A 16927-nucleotide genomic window follows, 5' to 3' on the forward strand; every position below is an offset into this window, starting at 1 on the left:
GGGTGTACCGCGTCAGCGCTGTGCGGGTGCGTCGCCCGCCGTTGTTTAAGTAATGGCGGCTTTGGCTGTGTTGCAGTCGCGCGCGCTCCGGCAGGAGCGCGCGCCAACTCCGGTCAGGGATGGTCGATCACCTTCAGGTGTTTCACTTCGTCCACGCAAACCTCGCGTAGACCGTTGGGCTGTGATCGGTGGATGGGGCAAATCCGGAAATCGGCCTGCACCGCGTTGTCCAGCGTCAGGCGCGATCGCAGATTGTCGGGCATCCATTCGTGCTCCGATGGGCCGACCGCGTAAACCCGATGGCCACCCTGCTGCGTGATGCGGATCGCCGGTGTGCCGTTGCCTACCTGCACCCGGCCCGCCATCCAACGGCACTGTTGCGGCGCCTCCACCCTGCCGGTACAGACGCCTTCATCGGCAGCGAAAGCGGCTTGCGGCCCAGCTAGCAGCAGGAAGCCCGCGCAAAGCATCGCGTGCCTGGTTTGCAGGCGTGTTCGCATAGTCGTTCACGGTCCTTGTCCACGTTGCCCATACGTTCAATGGAACTGGTCGCTCGCCGGTACCCACGACCCCGGCGCGGATGACGGCAGGCGCACCGGCTTGGCCTGCTCCGGCGATGGCGGACAACTGGGCGGCATCGGGCCGCCACTGATACGCGCCGCGGCACATTCGGCATCGTTGTCCAAAGTTACCGGCGCCACCGACGACGCCTGGGTGGCAGACGCTGCGGGCGCCACCTTCGGCACCGATGCATTGGCGGTGGGCAGGTTGAGGCGATCGTAGATTTTCTGCGGCAGCGGCGCGGCCGGCGGATCGGGATTGGTGCAGCCGAACAACGCCGACGGCAGCAACGGCGTCACCGCGCACTTGATGCGCACGCCCTTGGGAAGATTGAAGGTGTGACTGACCGTGGTCTTTTCCACCGCGTGGCGCAGCGCGGTATCGACCGAGCTTTCGCCTTCCGGCGTCCAATACTGGTCGAAGCGCGTCGGCGTGTATTTGGGCAGATTGGTGTTGTGCGACATGATCTGCGTATCGCCACGGGGCTTGAGCTGGATATACGTGCCGTTGGGCGTGCCCGGCGTACCGCCGCCCTGCTCGCTCGCTGTACTGCCCGTACCGATGGCTGGCGAAGGCTGGGTGCCCTGGCCGTTGTTTTCCGCCTGCTGGGCCACGCCATTGGGCCGCCCAGGGTTGGCCGTCTCGCTGCCTTCGGGGGTGGCGTTCGGCGCCGTGCTGACGCTGCTTTCGCCGGGAGCGGCAGGTGCGTTCGGCGATACAGGGTTGTTGGCCGGCGACGCCGTTTCCGATGAGGATTGTTCTTGCGAAGGCGACGGGGCCGTTTTGCTCGGCGATGTCGAAGGCGTCGGCACCGCACTCAGTTGCGGTTGCACGGGCACTGCCGGCGCGGCCAGTTTCGGCGCCTCCAGCGCTGGCATGGGAACCGAAGGCGTGAGGTTCGACGCAGGCACCGTCACCGGCGTGACTGGCACGGGCGCGAGCTGCGCCTGCTGCTGCGGCAGCGCGGCCGGCGACACGATCTGCTGCGCGACGCGCGGTGCACTGGGCGCTTCAAGCGGCGTTGCCGATGATTGCAAATCCACCGTCGGCGCCGGTTGCGCCGGCATCGGAATCGGCTGCAACGCGGGTGCCGGTGGTGCCGCGGGAGCTGCCGCCGGCGCCACGGCCACTACGTTAGGCATCGGAACCGGCTGCAATGAAGGCTTGTCGACCGCCATCTGTGGTGGCGTCGCAGTCGGTGCCGATTGCGCCGGCTGCGTCGGCAGCGCGAGCGATGGCAATGGCGGCATCGGTTGCGTTCCTTCCGCCTGCGCCTTGCGCACGGGTTGAGGCTGGAAGGACGGCGGCACCGGTTGCGGCGCCTGTACCGCCTGCAGCGCGAGCGGAGGCGGCGGCACGCCGACCGGCTTGGCCTCGACCAGCGGCGCCGGCGACGGCTTGGGCAAGCTGATGGGCGGCAGCGGTGCCGCGACCGGCTTCGGCTTTTCCGCCGTCGCCGCGGTTTTGGTTTGCGCCACGACCGGCGGTTGCTTTGGCGCCGGTGCCGGCGGTTGTTGCGTCACAGCTGCGACGGGAGCGGCCGTGGAAGGCTCGTGCGTCGCATGCACCACTTGCGAGGTGTTTCCGCGATGCCGGGGACCGTGCTCCTTGGGCGGTACGCCGAGAATCGGCGGCGGCGGAGGCGGTGCCGGCTTGTTGGTGATCAAGCGCACTTGCAGCGCATTGCCTTTGGGCTCCGGCGGATTGGGCAATTCGTACGGCGAGCCCATGCTGGAGCCCAACAACACGATCAGATGCACCAGCAGTGCGCCGATGATGCCCGCCAGCTTCAGCAGATAATCGCGTGGGCGCTCACGCGTGCGCCGCCGATAGACGAGCGCCCAGGTCGTCGCGTCACGAGGCGATCGGATCACCACCGTGGGCGTGGTTCGGGCTGCTGGCTTGTCCGGTGGCAATGAAGGCATGCGCGCCAGTGTAATGGCCGCCGCGACATTTCTTGATGGCTTGACACACCGCTTCGCCCGCGGTGTGCGCCTGGATCAGTCCCAAAGTACGCCGTCAGGGCTGTTGCGGCGCCGCCGGCTGCCGCACGCTGGCAGCATGTGCGGGCGTATCGACCGGACAACCGTAAGGCAACGGCTTGCCCGATTTGTAGATGGCCATGCAGGTGGCGAGATCGGGCTTCGGCGGTGGCTTGGCATTTTTCAGCAGCGATGCCGGCGCCATGTTCAATCGTTCGTCGCCGTCGTTCGAGGGCGGCGGCGGCGGCGGATCGCCACTGCAGCCGCCGGCCAGCGCTGCAATCGACACGCCGCAATGAATGCGAATGCCCTTGGGCAACTGGATGGTCTTGGACACCGTGGTTTTCTCCACCAGCTTGTGCAAGGCGTCGTCGATGGCATTGCCGGAGCTCTTGCGCCAGTAAGTATCGAGCTTGGTCGGCTTGTACTTGACCGGGTCCTGATCGCGCATGATCTGCGTATCGCCCTGCGGCGCGCGCTGCACGTAGTCGGCTTGCGGAGCAGCCGGCGCGCTGGAAGCGTTCGCCGGAAGAATGATGCGCCCGGTGCGGTCGAACAGCACCGGCTGCGCCGTCGAGGCAGCCACTGCCGGTTGCGGCTGCGATGCCGGTATCGGAGCCGGCCCGGGCAGATGCAACGTCATGGCATTTTTCGCAACGGGCTCGCGCGCGGGCCTCGGCGCGGCGGGCGGCGGTGGCGGAACCGCTAGCGGCGGCGGTGCGGTGCGCGTGCCGGCGCTACGCGTGATGAAACGCACCTGGATGGCGTTATCCGTCTGCACTTGCACGACCTGCGGCCGGTACTGCCGCCGCGTGGGTTTCATTTCGTACCACAGCACCGCCAGGAAAAAGGCGTGCAAGAGCAGCGCGATCGCCAAGGCCGCCCACAGGCGGCGATGATCGCGCGGTGCTTTGCGCCAGCGCATCTGATGCAGCATGGCGCGCGTGGGGCCGTCGAACGGACGCAGGCCGCGGTCGCTGCCCTCGGGCGGCGGAAACCAGCGGTGGTGTTCGACCTGATCGGGGCGCTCGATATAGTCCTCGGCGGGTAACGGCTTGGGGGAGATGCTAGGGCCTGTTAGCACTATTTTCGTAGCCCGCGTTGTCGTTGAGTGGCCGTCAGGTGGTAGTGCGCGGCACTGACTTGGCTGGCTGCCAAGCCGGTGCCGCGTGCTGCCGCATGGCGGCCACTCAACGGCAACTCTTCGGGCCGGGTCTGTTTGCCCGCCGTCCTGCGTCATCGCTCGGTCGTGTACGGACGTACACTCCCTCACTCTTCCTTGGTCGGCGTGCAAACAGCTCCCGGCGCGGGCCACGAAAATAGTGCTAACAGGCCCTAGGACAGTGCCACACAGACCTTTCGCCGAGCCTCAGGTTCCCGCAGCACTCACACTGAGTTAACGTCTTCGCACTGCAACTTGACCATTGCCCGCAATGGGAGAACCCTACGGGCGCGGCCCAGCGCCGCCCTCCCGCCATGACCGCCCCTGCGTCCCGCACGCGAAGGACGACCATGACGGCCCGCCAAAATGCGCGGCCTCATGCGTTGCCAGCACGATCCCGCGCCTCTTTCCAAAGGAGGGTCGCATCGTGTCCTACAACACGGAAAACATCCGCAACGTCGCGCTCGCCGGTCACGCCGGTACGGGCAAGACCACCTTGTTCGAAGCCCTGCTGCAAGCTGGCGGACTGATCCAGAACCTTGGATCGATAGAGCGCGGCACCACGCAATCGGATACCGACGCGCAGGAAAAAGCGCGCGGCCACTCCATCGACAGTTGCATCGCCGGGATCGATCACGGCGACAGCCACATCAACCTGGTCGACACCGCCGGTTACGCCGACTTCCGCGGCGGCACGCTGTCGGCTTTTTCCGCGGTGGAAACCGTCGCCATCGTCGTCAACGCCGCCAACGGCATCGAACACGGCACGCGCCGCATGATGGAGCGCGCCAAGGAGCGCGGTCTGGCCCGCTTGCTGGTGATCAACAAGATCGACACTGAAGTCGTGGATCTGTCCGCACTGGTCGATGCCTTGCGCGAGGAATTCGGGCAGGAATGCCTGCCGATCAATCTTCCCGCCGACAACGCTGGCCGCGTGCTCGATTGCTTTTTCCATCGCGACGGCAAGACCGACTTTTCCTCACTCGCCGACGCGCACCAGCAGATTCTCGACCAGGTGGTGGAAATCAACGAAACCACGATGGGCGATTATCTGGACAAAGGCGAAGACGCGCTGACTCCGCAACAGCTGCACGACGCCTTCGAGCAATGCCTGCGCGAGGGCCACCTGGTGCCAATCTGCTTCGCCAGCTCGCGCACCGGCGCGGGCGTGCGCGAGCTGCTGGATGTGTTCGACCGGCTGCTGCCCAATCCGGCCGAGGCCAATCCGCCGCCGTTCCGCAACGGCGACAACGTGCAGATCGCGGTCGATCCCAATCCCGCTTCGCACGTGGTCGCGGACGTGTTCAAGGTGATCAACGATCCCTTCGTCGGCAAGCTCGGCGTGTTTCGCGTGTGGCAAGGCACCATCCGCCGCGACAGCCAGCTCTACATCGACGACAACCGCAAGGCGTTCAAGGTCGGCCACCTGTTCCGCCTCAACGGCAAGAGCCACGTGGAAATCGAACAGGCCATTCCCGGCGACATCGCCGCGGTGGCCAAGGTGGATGACCTGCATTTCGATGCCGTGCTGCACGATTCGCACGACGAAGACAGCATCCACCTGGAGCCCGTGCATTTCCCCCAGCCGATGTTCGGGCTGGCGCTGCAGCCCAAGCACAAGGGACAGGAGCAGAAACTTTCGCAGGCACTGACCCGGCTCACCGAAGAAGACCCCTGCTTCCGCATGGAGCATCACAAGGAACTCAATGAAACGGTGATCCGCGGCCTGTCCGACCTGCATCTGAAGATCGTGCTGGAGCGCATGAAAGACCGTTACGGCGTGGAAGTGGTCACCCATCCGCCGCGCATTGCGTATCGCGAAACCATCGCCGGTTCCGCCGAAGGACATCACCGGCACAAGAAGCAGACCGGCGGCGCCGGACAGTTCGGCGAAGTGTTCCTGCGCGTGGACCCGCTCGAGCGCGGCGCCGGTTTTGAGTTCGTCGACGCGATCAAGGGCGGGGTGATTCCCGGCCAGTTCCTGCCGGCGATCGAGAAAGGCGTGCGCCAGGCGATGGAGAACGGTGCGGTGGCCGGCTACCCGCTGCAAGACCTGCGCGTAACCGTGTTCGACGGCAAATACCATCCGGTCGATTCGAAGGAGGTGGCCTTTGTCAGTGCCGGCAAGAAGGCCTTTCTGGATGCGATCAGCAAAGCCCATCCGATCGTGCTGGAGCCGATCGTCGACGTCGAGGTATCGATTCCGGAAGACAACGTCGGCGACGTCACCGGCGGCCTGGCCGGCAAGCGCGCACGCATCATGGGCACCGATGCCAAGCGCGGCGGCGAACTGGTGATCAAGGCTCAGGCGCCCTTGGCAGAACTCACCGACTATCCCACCGAACTGAAAGCCATGACGGGCGGCCAGGGCCGCTACAGCCTCGACCTGAGTCACTACGAACCGGTTCCGCCACCGGTGCAGCGGCAACTCAGCGATGCCTGGAAACCGAAACTGGAAGAAGACTGACCGCTGATTCGCCCATTGGAACGGCCGGGCGACGCAACAGCCGCCCGGTCGCCCTTGCACGTCGAACCTGCATTTCCCCTCCTGGCGCGAGCCATCAGGGTTTCGACAACACTATCGACACCACCTACGGAGGGCCGCATGAGTCGCGCCTTCGTCAAAGATCACGACGGCGATGCCCACGACGCATTGCCCGAGCTACCGCTGAGCGAACACCCCAACCACGTCACGCCACGCGGCATTGCGATACTGCGCGAGCGACTTGCCCAAACCCGGGAACGGCGCGATGAGCTGCAAGCCGGCGAGGACCAGACATTGGACCAGCGGCAGGAACTCGCAGCGCTGGAGCGCAAGCTGCGCTGGCTCACCGCGAGAGTCGACAGCGCCATCGAAATGGATCTTTCCAAACAACCGCGCGACCGCGTGGCATTCGGCGCCCTGGTTACCGTTGGCGGTACCGAGGGCGAGCGGCGCTGGCAAATCGTCGGCGAAGACGAGGCCGATGCCGAGCACGGATTGGTGAGTTATGTTTCCCCGCTGGCCAAGGCCCTGCTGGGGGCGCGCGTGGGCGATGAAGTGCGCTGGCGGCGGCCGGCCGGGGACGTGGTCATCGAGGTGCTGCAGATCGATTACCCCGCCCAGTAGCCCCCTGCTAGGGCTTGTTAGCACTAGAAGCAGGGGACTGGTGTCGCCGATCAGCGCTTGGGCTTGAGCAGCGTACCGGTGCACTTGGGCGAACCGCACAGGCACTTCCACAGCTTCTTCAGGCGCGCCGTGTGCGGCACCTCGAGCACGATGCCGTAATCGTAGGTGAGCTCTTCGCCCGGCTTAATGTTGCGCCTGGCCTGGATCAGCACCTTGTCCTTGCGCGGATTGCCGGTTTCGTTTTCCTCGACCAGCGCTTCGCAATTGGGATCGCAGCTGTGGTTGATCCAGCGCGCGATATTGCCCTTGCGGTTCGCATCGATGATGTAGTCGTCATTGAGCGTGAACAGGAAGGTGTGCCCCGTCTCGCCACCGTCGCCGTACATCACGTCGGCTTCGTCGTGGGTCATCAGGGTGCCCTTGTACTGGATGATTTCCTCGCCCTTCTTGAGCGGAGCGACGGCAAACACACCATTGCCGTGGATGGGAGAGCGGCGAGCGGCGATACGACGGGTCATGGGTTACCGGGAATCAAGGGACGCAATCTCCAATGATGCCTGCTCCGGGTGACATTGGGAATCGTGCGCTTGGCTCCGTTCCTTGCGTGCATCTGGGCGGTGTCGAATCTCAGCGACTGATCGATTTGCTCGCTCCCCCTGCTCTTGGAGCAAGAACGCGCCCCATCACAACGCCCCCCACTTCGTCCCACGGGACTAGCTTTGCGTCGCAGGGAAGGGAGCACCCGGTGCCTGTCTACACGCATGCCAGGCTGTATAACCATCCGGGTTTCAAACGTTTGGGGTGTTGCGCCACCCCATTCCACCCTTCCCTTTCCCTGCTATATTCAAACAATCGTTTGAGGTGATTCCATGAAACGACTGCTCCACGGATTGGCCATCGTCCTGCTGGTTTGCCTGCTGGCCGCGTGCGGACCGCAGCGCCAGAGCGTGTTCCCGCCCACCCTCACCCTGCAGCAGATGCGCGTGCAGCCGGATGGCACCTGGGAGCTGACTGTGCGCTTCCAGAACAACAGCTACACCGGCATGGACTACCAGTCGATCGAGGGCGAGCTGCAAGTTGCACAAGGCATTCCGGTGCGCCTGCACGCCAAGTTCGATCTGGGCATACCGTCCTTCGCCGGCGACGTGCTGCAGGTCAGCGTGCTGCCTACGCAGGCGATGAGCGACGCGCTCAAGGCCGTCGCCGCCAAGGGTAGTGCGGGCTCATTGGCCTACACCATCAAGGGCATCGTGCACTGCACCCCCAATCTGGAAGACCACCCGGACAACAAGAATCCGCGCGACTTCCCCTTCACCCACAGCGACTTCCTGTCGCCGGTACCCGGCATCGCCAACACGTACCGCTGACCGCCTGACCGCAATCGCCACCAAGGATTTACGCCATGACGCTCTACAAGGCACCGCTCGACGACCAGCGCTTTGCCCTTTTCGATGTACTCGGCGCCGAAGCCGTGCTGACCCAGTTGCAGGGCGGCGAAGGACACACCCGCGACCTGCTCGACGCAGTGCTGGAAGAAGCCGGCAAGCTGAGCGAACAGGTGCTGGCGCCTACCAACGCGCCGGGCGATGAAGAAGGCTGCCGCTTCGACAAGGCCGCCCGTGCGGTGACCACGCCAAAAGGCTTCAAGGAAGCCTTCCGCGCGTTCTCCGAAGGCGGCTGGGCCGGTCTCACCATGGCGGAGGAATTCGGCGGCCAGGCGCTGCCGTCGGTGATGGGCATCGCCACCTCCGAAATGTTCCAGTCGGGCAACCTGTCGTGGAGCCTTTATCCGCTGCTCTCCGAGGGCGCCTGCCACGCCCTGGAACTGCACGGCACGGACGATCAGCGGCACACCTACCTCAAGCCCATCGTGGCCGGCCAGTGGACCGGCACCATGTGCCTGACCGAACCGCAGGCCGGCTCGGACCTGGGCCTGCTCAAGACGCGTGCAGAACCCGGCGCGAATGGCAGCTACAAGATCAGCGGCACCAAGATCTTCATCAGCGCCGGCGATCACGACCTGGCCGAGAACATCATTCACCTGGTGCTGGCGCGCCTGCCCGACGCTCCAGCCGGCAGCCGCGGCATCTCCATGTTCATCGTGCCCAAGTTCAAGGTGAACGCGGATGGTTCGCTGGGCGAGCGCAACAATGCTTATCCGGGTGCGATCGAGCACAAGATGGGCATACGCGGCTCGGCCACCTGCGTGATGAATTTCGATGAAGCCGAAGGTGTTCTGATCGGCCAGCCGCACAAGGGCCTGGCAGCGATGTTCACCATGATGAATGCCGCTCGCCTGTCGGTGGGACTGCAAGGTCTGGCGCTGTCCGAGCGCGCGCTGCAAAACAGCCTCAACTATGCGCGCGAGCGCCTGCAGTCGCGCTCGCTGTCCGGTCCGAAATTCCCGGACAAGCCGGCCGACAATCTGCTGGTGCAGCCGGACGTACGCCGCATGCTGCTGACTCAGCGCGCTTTCGTGGAAGGTTCGCGCGCCTTGATCATGTACGCCGCATTACAGACCGACATCGAGGCACGCGGCACCGACGAAGCCTCGCGCCAGAAGGCCGGCGAACTGCTCGCCTTCCTGATCCCGATCGCCAAGGGCGTGGTGACCGAACTGGCCCAGGAGTGCACCAAGGAAGCACTGCAGATCTACGGCGGCCACGGTTTCATCGTGGAAAACGGCGTGGAGCAGTTCGTGCGCGACGCCCGCATCATCACGCTGTATGAAGGCACCACCGGCATCCAGGCGGCCGACCTGCTCGGCCGCAAGATTCTCCAGCTCAAGGGTGTGGGCCTGCAGCATTTCCTCGGCGAGATCGGCGCCTTCTGCAAGCAGCACGCGGCGGACGAAGCACTGCGTCCGTATGTCGGCCAGCTCGGCGCACTCGCCAAAGAGTGGGGCGAGCTGACGCTCAAGCTCGCACAGCGCGTCCAGAGCAATCCGGAAGAGCTGGGTGCTGCCGCCAACGACTACCTCTACTACAGCGGCTACATCACCCTCGCCTATTTCTGGGCGAAGGCGGTGGCCGCCGCAGAAAAGAGTGCGCAGCAGGCTGGGTTCAAGCAGGCCAAACGCGACACCGCCGCGTTCTACTTCGCACGCATCCTGCCGCGCATTCACTTGCACAAGGCAGCGATCGAAGCGGGCGTGGAGACTTTGCCGGCGATTGCGTAAGCGGTCACTTGCACGGCAAAAAACGCCCGGCCAATCCGGGCGTTTTTTGTGCGCCCAAGAGACACTCTTTTTATCTGACGGCGACATCTTGCCCCGTCATCATTGACCAGCTTCGCTGTTGTGAAGCGCATCAGCTCCCTCTCCCTGGAGGGGAGAGGGGACTGTCCATCGCTCCGTAGGAGCGTGAACGCGTCACCAACCACTCACAGGAATTGGAAATTTCCCCGGAACCCAGTAGGCCTTTCGGCACTCCCACGTGCCCGATCGATGATTTAAAGGCTAGGCTAGGGATGCATATCCACCGGGGAGTCACCATGATGTCGAATCGTGTCGCGATGACGTTGCGCGCATTCAAGCCCGCAACGCTTGCCCTGCTGCTCAGCCTGAGCGGTGCCGCACTAGCCACCGACGGGGCACCGCCACCGCAATACCCCAACTACCCCAGCGAAACCCCCGCGCAGTTCACGCCGGTCACCAGCAGCTACGACTACGTCGAGCGCGACGTAATGATTCCGATGCGCGACGGCGTGAAGCTCTACACGGTGATCCTGATTCCCAAGGGCGTCACCCACGCAGGCATGGTGCTGACGCGCACGCCCTATAGCGCGAAAGAATTGACCCATCACGTCATGAGCGGCCATCTCGGCCCGATGCTGGAAGGCTACGACAACGCCACCGACGTGATCGTGGAGGATCATTACATCCGCGTGATCCAGGATATCCGCGGCAAATACGGCTCCGAAGGCGATTACGTGATGAACCGGCCGATTCACGGCCCGCTCAATCCCACGCCGGTCGACGATGCCACCGATACCTACGACACCATCGACTGGCTGGTGAAAAACGTTTCCGAGTCGAACGGCAAGGTCGGCACCATCGGCATTTCCTATGACGGCTTCGAGCCGCTGATGTCCATGATCCATCCGCATCCGGCGTTGAAAGTCGCCGTGCCGATGAACCCGATGGTGGACGGCTGGATGGGCGACGACTGGTTCCACCACGGCGCGTTCCGCCAGCAGAACATGTCTTACATCTATGAGCAGAGCGCCAGCCGCGACAACTCCTACAAGTGGTGGACCAGCTATCACGACGAATACGACCTGTTCATGCACTACGTCTCCGCCGGCGAACTGGGCCGCGCGTACGGCATGGAACAGCTCGGCTTCTGGAACAAGATGCTGGCGCATCCCGCCTACGACTCGTTCTGGAGCGAGCAGGCGGTGGACAAGGTGCTGGCCGCGCAGCCGCTGAAAGTGCCCACGATGCTGGTGCACAGCCTGTGGGACCAGGAAGACATCTACGGCGCGCTGGCCGTGTACCGCGCGATCAAGCCCAAGGACACCAGTGGCAACATGGTGAAACTGGTGATGGGGCCGTGGCATCACGGTCAGGAGATCGAAGACGCCAGTTCGCTCGGCGCGATCCAGTTCGGCAGCGATACCGGCAAATATTTTCGCGAGCACATTCTGCGGCCGTATCTTGCGCAGTATCTGAAGGATGGCGCGCCCAAGGCCGACCTCGCACCGGTCACCGCCTACCAGACCGGCACCAACCAGTGGCAACGCCTGGACCATTGGCCGCTCGCCTGCGAACAGGGTTGCGCCAGCAAAAGCCGTCCGCTTTATCTCGAAGCCGACAACAAGCTCGGTTTCAGCGCGCCCGGTGCCGGTGCGGGTTTCGACGAATACGTCTCCGATCCCGCGCATCCGGTACCGTTCCGCGCTCGCCCGATCCAGCCCATGGGTTACGACAACGGCCTCACCTGGTCGGAGTGGCTGGTGGACGATCAACGCGAGGCGTCAGGCCGTACCGATGTGGTGACCTATGTTTCTGACGTACTGACCCAACCGCTGACCATTGCCGGCGCACCGATCGTGCACCTGGTGGCATCGACCAGCGGCACCGACAGCGACTGGGTGGTGAAACTGATCGACGTCTATCCGGACCAGGTGGCAGAACAACCCGAGATGGGCGGCTATCAGCTCGCCGTGGCGATGGATATTTTCCGCGGCCGTTATCGCGAAGGCTACGACAACCCCAAACCGCTCGCCGCCAATCAGCCGCTGACCTATCGCTTCGATCTGCCCAATGCCAATCACGTCTTTCTGCCCGGGCATCGCGTGATGGTGCAGGTGCAATCGAGCTGGTTCCCGCTCTACGACCGCAATCCGCAAACCTTCGTGCCGAACATCTTCTGGGCCAAGCCGGCCGATTACAAAAAGGCGACGCAGCGCATTTATCACTCGGCGGACGAGGCCAGCTATATCTCGCTGCCGGTGATCGGCGACTGATGCGATGCCCTGCCCCTGTACCCAGGGGCAGGGCATCCACGCTTTTGGTACTTCCACCTGCGCCGTCTTGGGTGTAGAACCGAAGCCATCCGTTCCCGTTCTTACTGACCGGCCGACGCATGAGCGACAACAATTTTCACATCCGCCTGGCCGAGGATGACGACGACTTCATCCTCGGTCTGGTTCCCCGATTCGTCGACTTCACTTTGCCTGCCTGGCGCAAGCGGCACGAATGCATCGAAGGCATCCGCAAGGACCTCGGTCGCCATCTGGACGAACAGCCCTCCAACAGCTATGTATTCGTCGCCGAAAACGGCGCAGGCGAGCGCGTGGGCTTCGTGCATCTGCAGAAAACCCAGGACTATTTCACCAGCCGCGCCAACTGCCACATCTCCGATCTCGCCGTGGTACCGCGCCACGAAGGTCAGGGTGTGGGCAAGGCGCTGATCGCACACGCCGAAACGTGGGCGCGCGAGCACCAATGCCAACTGGTGACGCTTGCGGTGTTTCCGGGCAACGAGCGCGCACGGGCACTGTATGAGGCGGCGGGATACAGCGTGGATCTGATGCGGCTGGCCAAGCCGACGCATTGAATTCCCATCCGGTGGAATGGATTCAATGCGGCAGCCATGTCTTATGTCACTGTTGTAGCGCCCCCGAATGCGATGTGCTGATCGCTTGAGTCGGGAAGGGGCAATCATGCAAGAGGAAGGACCACGATCGTCGATGACGCGCCGCGATCTGTTGCGTGTCATCGGCCTGAGTGCGGGCGGTGCCGCCATGTACCAGGCCATGAGCAGCCTGGGCCTGGCCGCCGAATCGCCCTACAAAGGCACGCCGAAATTGCAGGGCGCGCCGCACGGCGCTTCGGTATTGATACTCGGTGCCGGGCTGGCCGGCATGGTTGCCGCCTATGAATTGCGCCAGGCCGGTTACCGGGTGCAATTGCTGGAATACAACCCGCGCCCGGGCGGACGCAACTGGACCCTGCGCGGCGGCGACACCTATACCGAAATGGGCGGCTACACCCAGCACTGCCGGTTCGATCGCGGCTTGTACTTCAACCCGGGGCCGTGGCGCATTCCTTACCACCACCGCGGTCTGCTCGATTACTGCAAGAAACTCGGCGTGCCGCTCGAACCCTTCGTGCAGATCAACCACAACGCCTATTTGCACGGCGCCAAAGCCTTCGGCGGAAAACCTCAACGCTATCGCGCCATCAACGCGGACTACCGCGGCCACGTGGCGGAATTGCTGGCCAAGGCGACGCAGCAAGGCAAGCTGGATGCGCAGGTCAGCAAAGACGATCAGGCGCAACTGTTGGAATCGCTGCGCGGCTGGGGCGCGCTCGACGACAAATACGCCTACGCGAAGGGGCCCGATGTCAGCAACCGGCGCGGCTATGACAAGCCGCCTGGTGGCGGACTGTCCGCACGACCGATCGATTCGCAACCGCTGCAACTGCACGACGTGCTGGATTCGCGCCTGTGGCGCAGCCTCACCGAAGGCGAAATCTACGAATTCCAGACCACGCTGTTTCAGCCCGTAGGCGGCATGGGACGCATCGGCGAGGCATTCGGCCGCGAGCTGAAGGGACTGATTCATTACAACGCCAAGGTCACGGCCATCCAGCAGGACGAGCGCGGCGTCACGGCCAGTTACGTGGACGCGCGACATCCCGGCGCCGTGCGGCAAGCACGTGCGGACTGGTGCATCTGCACCATTCCGTTATCCATTCTCAGCCAGATCCCGATCAACGTCGGTGCACCGATGGCCGCCGCGATCGGTGCCGTGCCCTATGCAGCCACCGTAAAAGTCGGCCTGCAATTCAAGCGCCGCTTCTGGGAGGAAGACGAAGACATCTACGGCGGACTCACCGCCACCGACCTGCCGATCAACACCATCAGCTATCCCAGCAACGACTTCAACAGCCGCGGCAAAGGCGTACTGCTCGGCGCCTATATCTGGGGCCTGGACGCCTACGAATTCACCGCCATGTCGCCGGACGAACGCATCCGCCGCGCGGTGGAATACGGCAGCCAGATCCATCCGCAATACAAAACGGAATTCGACAACGGCGTGGCCGTGGCCTGGCATCGCTCGCCGTTCACCATGGGATGTTTCGCCTCCTGGTCGGAAGCATTGCGTGCAAAGCATTACGACAACTTGTGCCAGATCGACAGACGCATCGCGCTGGCCGGCGAACACGTGTCGTATTTGCCCGCATGGCAGGAAGGAGCGGTGACGTCCGCGCTGGATGCGGTGGAGCGCTTGCATCAACGCGTGATGGCGGGAGTTGCGGGATGAATTTTTTGCCGCGCAGCCGATTGCCGCAACCTGCCCGTTCGCATGCTTGCAGGAGGAGCCGATGCTCAATGAAGCGCTTCCTCGCCATGCTCGCCGGTGTGATCAGCATCGGCGCGGGATGCGCCACGACCGCCCGCGCCCAGTCCTCCGACAACGCTCTCTACACGCCCGCCACCCTCAAGGCGGCCAACGGCGAGCAAATCTTCCACAGCATCTGCCAGGGATGCCACATGCCGGATGCGAAAGGCTCGACGGGCGCCGGCACCTATCCGGCACTCGCCGGCGACCCCAGGCTGGCTTCGCCGCAATACGTGGCCGCAGTGGTTCTGTTCGGTCGCCACGACATGCCCTCGTTCGAGAGCAAGCCGGAAACGCCGCACCATTTCTTCCAGGACGCCCAGCTCAGCGATGCGCAGATCGCCGAGGTCATCCACTACGTACGCACGCATTTTGGCAATCATTACGGCGACGACATCAGCGCTGCCGAGGTGGCAGCGATGCATCCGCAGGACAAGGCGTCCAAACCCGGAACGTAGACGGCGAGCAGCGACGATACGCAGGCATCCGTCGCCGCAGGACAAAAAAAGCCGCCCCAACGGGCGGCTTTTTTCCGATCGCTGCAAAAGCGATCAGTTCTTGGTCGTGTTGCCCGCTTCGGCGTCTTCGCGCTTGGCCAGACGCTCACTGACGCGGTCGATGTTCTGCAGCGACAGCAGATGGGCAAAGATCCAGCCCATGGTGCCGTCCAGCAGGAAGCGATGCGCGGTCTCGGCGTCGAGGTTGCGCAACTTTTCCTCGCTGACCACGAACAGGCCATTGAGGTTCAGAGCGTTGCCGTTGCGCTGCAGCTGGATGTTGCGGGCTTCGAGCAGGTCGTGCTTGACCAGGTCTTCCACGAACTGGCGGGTACGGGCCACGTGCTGCTGGAATTCGCCGAGGAAGCTGACGGCGTTCTTCAGGATGTCCGAATCGGTACCGTCTTCCTTGAACAGGCGCTCGCCTTCGGTGTTGCTGAAACCTTCGTAGCCTTCGTCGAGGAAGACGGTGAAATCGTCGCCTTCCATGCCCTTGGGCTTTTCGGCCAACACGAACGGATAGCGACGCACGAACGCCGGAACGTAAACACCACGCTCCCAATAGCCGTCGTTGTCCAGGAACAGGTTCTCGCTCTGGCGCAGACCCAGCAGCGCCATCGGACCGACGTTGGACACGTCAGCGCCGGCGAACAGGATCGGGATATCGCGGGCGGCGATGGGAAACTCGGTGCACGTCAGCGGCACAGAGTGCGCGCCGTGTGCGAACTTGAGGTTCTGCACGCCCTTGATGCGCAGGTCCTTGTGTGCATTGCGATTGAGCGGAACCGGACGCTCGTAGAAAAGTACTTCAGCCACGTTGCTTTCCTCTGCCCCGCCGTGCCGGGGTCGCCACCCAGGCTTCCCCTCCCAAACCCGGCGTCGGGTCTACAGATGAATAGTCACTATATCAGCGCCGGGTTCCCGGGGGGAATCGGCCAAAACCTGATCTTTTTGACAGGTAAGGGCTGGATTTTGCATGCGTTTTGCAATCAAGTTGGTCTATGCTGCGGTCAAACCGAGCACCGTTGCATGGATGGGCGCTCCTTTCGCTACCTAGGTGAAGGACGGAACGCATGCTGATGGAAGTGCCAAAGCTGGCCGATCTCAACTCGACCCGCGTGCTGTCGCTGGACGCCGCCGGCAGGATCCTCGACTGGATCAGTTGGCAGGATGCCGTATGCCTCTACGTGAGGGAGGCCGTGGCCTGGACCCTGGGCGACCCCTGCCTCACCGTGCACGGCGGCCACAATCGCGACCTGGGCCGGCAGAGCCAGATCCAGTTGCACCCTATCGTGGCCAGTACCGGCCATTGCCGCGACCATGCCATCGACCCCGCCCCCGCCCTCACCAACAGCGCCCTTTTCGGGCGCGATCGTTATCTGTGCATGTATTGCGGCGAGCGCTTCAGCCGGGGCGAGCTGACCCGCGACCACGTGCTGCCGATTTCCAAGCACGGCCGCGACGACTGGGAAAACGTGGTCAGCGCCTGCCTTGCCTGCAACCTGAGGAAGGCCAACCGCACCCCGCAGGAGGCCCACATGCCGTTGCTGGCCGTGCCATACCGGCCGAGCTGGGTGGAGCACCTGATCCTTTCCAATCGCAATATCCTGGCCGACCAGATGGAGTTCCTGGTCAGCCACCTGCCTCGGCACCGGCGCGAAGCCCTGGCGTAAGGCCGTCGCGCCAAGCTGAGTGGCGCTTGACCGGAACCCCGGGGCGGCCCCGGGTTCCCTTGCCCCGCCCTAACGCAGGGTTAACAATA

Annotated in this window: 14 protein-coding genes; 9 read left to right on the plus strand and 5 right to left on the minus strand. The window is 63.8% G+C overall.

Features of this window, described 5'->3' with window-relative positions; genetic code table 11:
• Positions 1–113 precede the first annotated feature (113 nt).
• From ISS99_RS22060 to ISS99_RS22070, 3 genes are all read right to left on the minus strand, one after another.
• Positions 114–500: a hypothetical protein gene (locus ISS99_RS22060; RefSeq protein WP_204633742.1), complete on the minus strand. Its 387-nt coding sequence runs from the start codon at positions 498–500 to the stop codon at positions 114–116.
• Between the two features lie 36 nt (positions 501–536).
• Positions 537–2486, minus strand: a complete 1950-nt coding sequence (locus ISS99_RS22065; protein ID WP_204633743.1) for a hypothetical protein — start codon at positions 2484–2486, stop codon at positions 537–539.
• 94 nt (positions 2487–2580) lie between these two features.
• On the minus strand, positions 2581–3627 hold the full coding sequence (locus ISS99_RS22070) for a hypothetical protein (RefSeq protein ID WP_284343649.1): 1047 nt from the start codon (positions 3625–3627) through the stop codon (positions 2581–2583).
• A 505-nt stretch (positions 3628–4132) separates the two neighbouring features.
• On the opposite strand from ISS99_RS22070, the gene fusA reads away from it, so the two are divergent.
• The gene (fusA, locus tag ISS99_RS22075; protein ID WP_204633744.1) at positions 4133–6172 is read left to right on the plus strand and encodes an elongation factor G; all 2040 of its coding nucleotides are present in this window, start codon (positions 4133–4135) and stop codon (positions 6170–6172) included.
• Between the two features lie 138 nt (positions 6173–6310).
• A complete protein-coding gene (locus ISS99_RS22080; protein ID WP_204633745.1) occupies positions 6311–6814 on the plus strand; it encodes a GreA/GreB family elongation factor in 504 nt (167 codons plus the stop codon).
• 50 nt (positions 6815–6864) lie between these two features.
• On the opposite strand, the gene ISS99_RS22085 is transcribed toward ISS99_RS22080, so the two are convergent.
• On the minus strand, positions 6865–7332 hold the full coding sequence (locus ISS99_RS22085) for an SET domain-containing protein (protein ID WP_204633746.1): 468 nt from the start codon (positions 7330–7332) through the stop codon (positions 6865–6867).
• Between the two features lie 351 nt (positions 7333–7683).
• Here ISS99_RS22085 and ISS99_RS22090 point away from each other — a divergent pair, with 351 nt between their 5' ends.
• The 6 genes from ISS99_RS22090 to ISS99_RS22115 all read left to right on the plus strand — a co-directional run bounded on the left by ISS99_RS22090 (position 7684) and on the right by ISS99_RS22115 (position 15126).
• Positions 7684–8181, plus strand: a complete 498-nt coding sequence (locus ISS99_RS22090; RefSeq protein ID WP_204633747.1) for a hypothetical protein — start codon at positions 7684–7686, stop codon at positions 8179–8181.
• A gap of 35 nt (positions 8182–8216) precedes the next feature.
• Complete coding sequence (locus ISS99_RS22095) at positions 8217–9992, plus strand: acyl-CoA dehydrogenase C-terminal domain-containing protein (RefSeq protein WP_204633748.1); 1776 nt, start codon at positions 8217–8219, stop codon at positions 9990–9992.
• Positions 9993–10306: 314 nt separating this feature from the next.
• On the plus strand, positions 10307–12283 hold the full coding sequence (locus ISS99_RS22100) for a CocE/NonD family hydrolase (protein WP_204633749.1): 1977 nt from the start codon (positions 10307–10309) through the stop codon (positions 12281–12283).
• A 119-nt stretch (positions 12284–12402) separates the two neighbouring features.
• Positions 12403–12876, plus strand: coding sequence for a GNAT family N-acetyltransferase (locus ISS99_RS22105; protein ID WP_204633750.1), 474 nt, complete (start codon positions 12403–12405; stop codon positions 12874–12876).
• Between the two features lie 133 nt (positions 12877–13009).
• Positions 13010–14590, plus strand: coding sequence for a flavin monoamine oxidase family protein (locus ISS99_RS22110; protein ID WP_204633751.1), 1581 nt, complete (start codon positions 13010–13012; stop codon positions 14588–14590).
• Positions 14591–14658: 68 nt separating this feature from the next.
• Positions 14659–15126 carry a c-type cytochrome gene (locus ISS99_RS22115; protein WP_204633752.1) on the plus strand — a complete coding sequence of 156 codons (468 nt, stop codon included), beginning with the start codon at positions 14659–14661 and terminating at the stop codon, positions 15124–15126.
• A gap of 93 nt (positions 15127–15219) precedes the next feature.
• On the opposite strand, the gene ISS99_RS22120 is transcribed toward ISS99_RS22115, so the two are convergent.
• Positions 15220–15981, minus strand: coding sequence for a SapC family protein (locus tag ISS99_RS22120; RefSeq protein WP_204633753.1), 762 nt, complete (start codon positions 15979–15981; stop codon positions 15220–15222).
• A gap of 257 nt (positions 15982–16238) precedes the next feature.
• On the opposite strand from ISS99_RS22120, the gene ISS99_RS22125 reads away from it, so the two are divergent.
• The gene (locus tag ISS99_RS22125) at positions 16239–16838 is read left to right on the plus strand and encodes an HNH endonuclease (protein ID WP_204633754.1); all 600 of its coding nucleotides are present in this window, start codon (positions 16239–16241) and stop codon (positions 16836–16838) included.
• Positions 16839–16927 lie beyond the last annotated feature (89 nt).

Source organism: Dyella mobilis, assembly GCF_016904945.1.
In the GTDB taxonomy this organism is placed as follows: Bacteria; Pseudomonadota; Gammaproteobacteria; order Xanthomonadales; family Rhodanobacteraceae; genus Dyella_B; species Dyella_B mobilis.